Below are 4868 nucleotides of genomic sequence, written 5' to 3'. Positions count from 1 at the left end.
ATTGCAGGTCGGTCTTTTTGTGTAATCATTTTAGAGGAAAAGGAGTTTTTTCATGAAACACGAACTTCCTATTGTACATGCACTTCAACGCCATTTAGATCGAACGCCCATCTCATGGCATGTTCCTGGTCATAAGAATGGAACATTGACACCTCTTCCTGACTTCTTTAAATGGGACGTCACAGAATTACCTGGTCTAGATGATTTTCATCATCCGGAAGAGGCCATTGCAGACGCGATAGCTTTGTTGCAAAAAGTCTACGGTGCAAAAGCGAGTTATTTCCTTGTGAATGGTTCGACCGTTGGGAACTGGGCGATGCTTGCCGCTACAGCAACAAGAGGAGATCGTGTTTATGTACAGCGTAATTCCCATAAATCGGTGTTCAATGCGTTAGAATGGCTTGGGATCGAACCGATCTTTCTTGAACCAGACATCCATGAGGAAACGGGAATCAGTGGACATGTTTCACGTGAAACATTAAAGGAAGCGTTTACGAAATATCCAGGAGGAGTTGGCGTGTTTATCACTTCACCGACCTATTACGGGGAAGCAGCTGATATCACGTCACTCGTTCAGCTCACAGCGTCGCACGGGCTCCCTTTATTAGTGGATGAAGCACATGGTGCACACTTCGGTAAAGCATTTGGTGTTCGTTCTGCATTTGAATTAGGAGCAACCGCTGTTGTCCAGTCTGCCCATAAAACGCTTCCTGCACTGACGATGGGAGCATGGATGCACGAGCGATTTTCGGAAAAGATGAGAAGAAAGTTACAGCGAGCGCTCCAAGCGTTTCAAACCTCAAGTCCTTCGTATTTGTTACTGGCTTCATTAGACTATGCCCGTTCCTATCGTGAACAATGGACAGTTGAAGGTATGTCAAATATTCAGGTTAGTCACGATGCGTTTATCGAATCACTTCAACGGTTCGATCATATGACCGTCCTTCGCTTCGATGATTGGTCACGGATGACATTAACGTATGAGGGATATTCAGGAGATGCGTTGTTGCACGCGTTACGAGCTGTTCAACTCGATGCGGAATTTGCTCTAGGAGATCACGTCGTCTGTATTTTGCCACTTCGTCCGCTAGCAAAGTCTGAGCAGGATGACTGGGTTCATCGTGTCGAACGCGCTATTCAAATGATGAAATCAGAAGGAATTCCTTTGAAAAGGTATATCGAGCAACCAATTATGGGTAAAATACAGGTATCTGCTTTAGCTTGTTCTTATGAACAGTTAGAACAAGCAACAGGTACGTTCCGTCAGCTGGATGAGTGTATCGGTCATGTTTCACTCGAAACCATTATTCCGTACCCGCCAGGCATTCCGTTGATCGTCAGAGGCGAACGCATTACGGCGGAACAGGTACTACGTTTACGACATTATCAAACCGTAGCCGTTCATTTGCAAGGGGGCGAACAATTGCAACAAGGAGCGTTACGCGTCATAGAGGAAGGGTTTGAAAGATGAAAGGTACGTTCATTACTGTCGAAGGACCGGATGGTGCCGGGAAAACGACACAACTACAATTGCTTAATGATGTGTTAAAAGAAAAGGGCTATAATGTCATGATGACCCGTGAGCCAGGTGGCACACGCGTTGGGAACGAAATTCGTTCATTGATTTTAAATCCTGATTTTGAAGAAATGAAAGAGATGACGGAAATTCTGCTGTATGCAGCGTCTCGTGCCCAGCATGTCGAAGAATTGATTCGACCGGCGTTAGAGGCAGGCACAATCATCTTATGTGACCGATTCGTTGATGCCTCACTTGCCTATCAAGGATATGGGCTTGGACATCCGATTGATCTCGTGCGTCATATTAATGATTCTGCAACAGGTGGATTAGCGCCAGACCGGACGTATTTATTTGATTTAACGGTAACGGATTCTAAAAAACGAATGATGGACCGGGGAGCACTTGATCGAATCGAGCAGCGAGATGATGCGTTTCGTGCCCGTGTCTATAATGGTTTCAAACAGATTGCGGCATCGGACCCAGAACGGGTACAGATTGTACAAGCCAATCGATCGATTGAAGTGATTCATCAGGACTTAGTGGAAGATGTCATTACGTATTTAGAAGAAAAGGAGAGATTCTCATGAAAATGGTCATTACGATTGTTCAAGATAAAGACAGCTTACGTTTGGCGGAAGCGCTTGTCGAGCATGATTTCCGAGCAACGAAACTAGCAACGACAGGTGGTTTTCTTAAAGAGGGAAACACGACGTTCATGATTGGTGTACAGAGTGAGCGTCTCGATGATCTGTTACGATTGATCAAAAAGAATTGTTCGAGTCGTGAACAGATGGTTTCTCCAATCTCACCAATGGGTGGTCATGCCGATTCTTATATCCCGTACCCTGTTGAAGTCCAGGTAGGCGGGGCAACGGTCTTCGTCTTGCCAATCGAAGGGTTTCACCAATTCTAATGCAGACGTTTCATGAACTGGAACAGACACAATCGGTCATTTCGACGATTCTTCAAAATTCGTTACGAAACGATCGAATCAATCACGCTTATATCTTCACTGGAGACTATGAGCCGCTTCTACTTGAAGCGGCTCACTTGTTCGCGAAAAGCCTTTTTTGTGAGGCCCCGGTCGATGTGGAGCCATGTGGTGTCTGTCGTAGCTGTCGGCGGATGGAAAGTGGTAACTTGGTCGATTATTATGAAATCGAACCAGATGGCGCGACCATCAAAAAAGAACAGATTCAACAATTGATGCATGATCTCTCACTCCGAGGACTTGAAGGCGATCGTCAGATTTATGTCATTACACAGTCCCATAAGATGACTCCCCAAGCAGCGAACAGTTTGCTGAAGTTCTTTGAGGAACCAGGAGAAGGAAAAGTGGCCTTATTGTTGACGAATCAACCTCAACTCCTTTTACCTACGATTCGATCGCGGGGACAGTTATTAAGTTTTCGTCCAGCGGATCGTCAAATGATTGGCGAGGTTTTATCTGAAAAAACGGGACGGGACCACGAGTTGACGCAACTGGCAGCGCGTGTCTATCCAAAAGTCGAGGATGCAGAAGAAGCATTACTCGAAGACTGGTTTGTAAATGCGCGAGCGTCAGTGTTACAATTGATGGAGGAATTAGCGAATCGTCCGGCTGATTTACCGCTGTTCGTACAAGAGAAATGGATGGGACAATTCAAGAACCGTCAGGATGTCCGAATTGGTCTTGAACTCGTCACTTGTTTCTTCGAGGATGTCTTACGCCTGAAACTGAATCCGGCGTGGGAAGGTATGACCTATACGAATAGTAAACCCCAACTTGAACAGATGGGGTCCAAGAGCCAGACGACGATCACCCGCTGGTTACAAGCTGTGCTTGCCGCAGTCCGACGGGTCGAAGCGAATGTTAATCCCCAATTAACAGTTGAGCGTCTCATGTTTGACTTACAGAAAGGGTAGAGCGACATGCTAGAAGTAGTAGGCGTTCGCTTTAAAGAAGCGGGCAAAATTTATTATTTTGCACCTGGACAAGAGTCATTATCACGAGGACAAGCAGTCATCGTTGAGACGGTACGGGGCATTGAATATGGCGAAGTGGTCATCGCCGATAAACAAATGGACGAAGAAGATGTGGTGTTGCCACTGAAATCCATTCTTCGAATTGCTGACGATAAAGATGCAATGATCGTCCGTGAAAATAAAGTCGCAGCGCTTGATGCGCATGCGGTATGTGTCGAAAAAATCCGTGAACATAAACTCGATATGAAATTGGTCGATGTCGAGTACACGTTTGACCGCAATAAGGTCATCTTCTACTTCACGGCAGAAGGACGTGTTGACTTCCGTGAGCTCGTCAAAGATTTAGCGGCTGTTTTCCGGACACGCATCGAACTCCGTCAAATCGGTGTTCGAGATGAAGCGAAGTTACTTGGAGGCATTGGTCCATGTGGTCGTGTCTTATGTTGTTCATCTTTCCTTGGTGAGTTCGAACCGGTCTCGATCAAGATGGCAAAAGATCAAAACCTGTCGTTGAATCCGACGAAGATTTCAGGGGTGTGTGGTCGTTTAATGTGCTGTCTAAAATATGAGAACGATACGTATGAAGAGATGCGCCGTGACTTGCCGGACTATGGAAAACGTTTGACGGTACCTGAAGGCGAAGGACGCGTCGTTGGCTTGAACATCCTCGATCAAGTCGTTCAAATTGAACTGAAGGATCGTTCCCGCGTCTTGACGTATTCGATGGAAGAACTATTATCCGTTGGTGCCGTAAAACCAAAACGACCAAAAGAATAACGGGGTGCATACGCGTGGAGAGAGTCGATAAAAAAGAAATCATTACGCGTGTCGATGCGATTGAGCAACAGATTCATTTGCTGACTGAGCATCTGAGCGTGTTAAAGGATCAGCTGGCTTACATGATGGAAGAGAACCAACATCTGTATCTGGAGAATCATCATCTTCGGGAAAAAGTCGAACGCGATGAACAACAGCCGGTCACGGAAGCGGAAGAAGCGGAAGCAGGCGTTGGTGCGGGCTATGACAATCTCGGACGATTGTACCAGGAAGGGTTTCACATCTGTAACTTGCATTATGGACAAGTGCGAAAAGACGGCGATTGTCTCTTCTGCTTATCCATGTTAACGAAACATTGAGAGGCTGACTTCTACATGAGTCAGTCTTTTTTTCGGAAAGGAAGGCACGACATGTTTGAACTATTACCAGACGAACGACTTGATTATCTCTTAGGACAAGAAGGGAAAATCATTCAAAGTCCATCCGTCTTCTCCTATTCACTCGATGCGGCATTGCTCGCACGATTTGCATGGGTTCCAATTCGACAGGGGCGGATTGCCGATCTTTGCTCTGGGAACGGTGCGATCCCACTCTTTTTATCCTACCG

At 46.1% G+C, this 4868-nt stretch carries 6 protein-coding genes and 1 pseudogene; all 7 read left to right on the top strand.

What is annotated here, in order from left to right:
* The first annotated feature begins 52 nt into the window (after nucleotides 1-52).
* Nucleotides 53-1471 carry an aminotransferase class I/II-fold pyridoxal phosphate-dependent enzyme gene (locus B4F99_RS03080; RefSeq protein ID WP_290755248.1) on the top strand — a complete coding sequence of 473 codons (1419 nt, stop codon included), beginning with the start codon at nucleotides 53-55 and terminating at the stop codon, nucleotides 1469-1471.
* Nucleotides 1468-2106: a dTMP kinase gene (gene tmk, locus B4F99_RS03075; protein ID WP_290755244.1), complete on the top strand. Its 639-nt coding sequence runs from the start codon at nucleotides 1468-1470 to the stop codon at nucleotides 2104-2106. Before B4F99_RS03080 ends, tmk begins: the two co-directional genes overlap by 4 nt.
* Nucleotides 2103-2432, top strand: coding sequence for a cyclic-di-AMP receptor (locus B4F99_RS03070; protein WP_023466519.1), 330 nt, complete (start codon nucleotides 2103-2105; stop codon nucleotides 2430-2432). The genes tmk and B4F99_RS03070 overlap by 4 nt, the downstream gene beginning before the upstream one ends.
* Nucleotides 2432-3424 carry a DNA polymerase gene (locus B4F99_RS03065; RefSeq protein ID WP_050677360.1) on the top strand — a complete coding sequence of 331 codons (993 nt, stop codon included), beginning with the start codon at nucleotides 2432-2434 and terminating at the stop codon, nucleotides 3422-3424. The genes B4F99_RS03070 and B4F99_RS03065 overlap by 1 nt, the downstream gene beginning before the upstream one ends.
* Nucleotides 3425-3430: 6 nt before the next feature.
* The gene (locus B4F99_RS03060) at nucleotides 3431-4261 is read left to right on the top strand and encodes a PSP1 domain-containing protein (RefSeq protein WP_029343044.1); all 831 of its coding nucleotides are present in this window, start codon (nucleotides 3431-3433) and stop codon (nucleotides 4259-4261) included.
* 8 nt (nucleotides 4262-4269) lie between these two features.
* The gene (yabA, locus tag B4F99_RS03055; protein WP_119182633.1) at nucleotides 4270-4620 is read left to right on the top strand and encodes a DNA replication initiation control protein YabA; all 351 of its coding nucleotides are present in this window, start codon (nucleotides 4270-4272) and stop codon (nucleotides 4618-4620) included.
* Between the two features lie 51 nt (nucleotides 4621-4671).
* Nucleotides 4672-4868: pseudogene (locus tag B4F99_RS03050) on the top strand (SAM-dependent methyltransferase); the annotation flags it as partial.

It is taken from the genome of Exiguobacterium sp. UBA3491 (assembly GCF_002377745.1).
Taxonomy (GTDB): domain Bacteria; phylum Bacillota; class Bacilli; order Exiguobacteriales; family Exiguobacteriaceae; genus Exiguobacterium_A.
This window is presented reverse-complemented; position numbering and strand designations above follow the sequence as displayed.

Excerpts from the sequence above, each read along its gene's own strand:
- B4F99_RS03065 (WP_050677360.1), top strand. The coding sequence starts at position 2,432 with ATGCAGACGTTTCATGAACTGGAACAGACACAATCGGTCATTTCGACG.
- B4F99_RS03080 (WP_290755248.1), top strand. The coding sequence starts at position 53 with ATGAAACACGAACTTCCTATTGTACATGCACTTCAACGCCATTTAGAT.
- B4F99_RS03060 (WP_029343044.1), top strand. The coding sequence starts at position 3,431 with ATGCTAGAAGTAGTAGGCGTTCGCTTTAAAGAAGCGGGCAAAATTTAT.
- tmk (WP_290755244.1), top strand. The coding sequence starts at position 1,468 with ATGAAAGGTACGTTCATTACTGTCGAAGGACCGGATGGTGCCGGGAAA.
- B4F99_RS03070 (WP_023466519.1), top strand. The coding sequence starts at position 2,103 with ATGAAAATGGTCATTACGATTGTTCAAGATAAAGACAGCTTACGTTTG.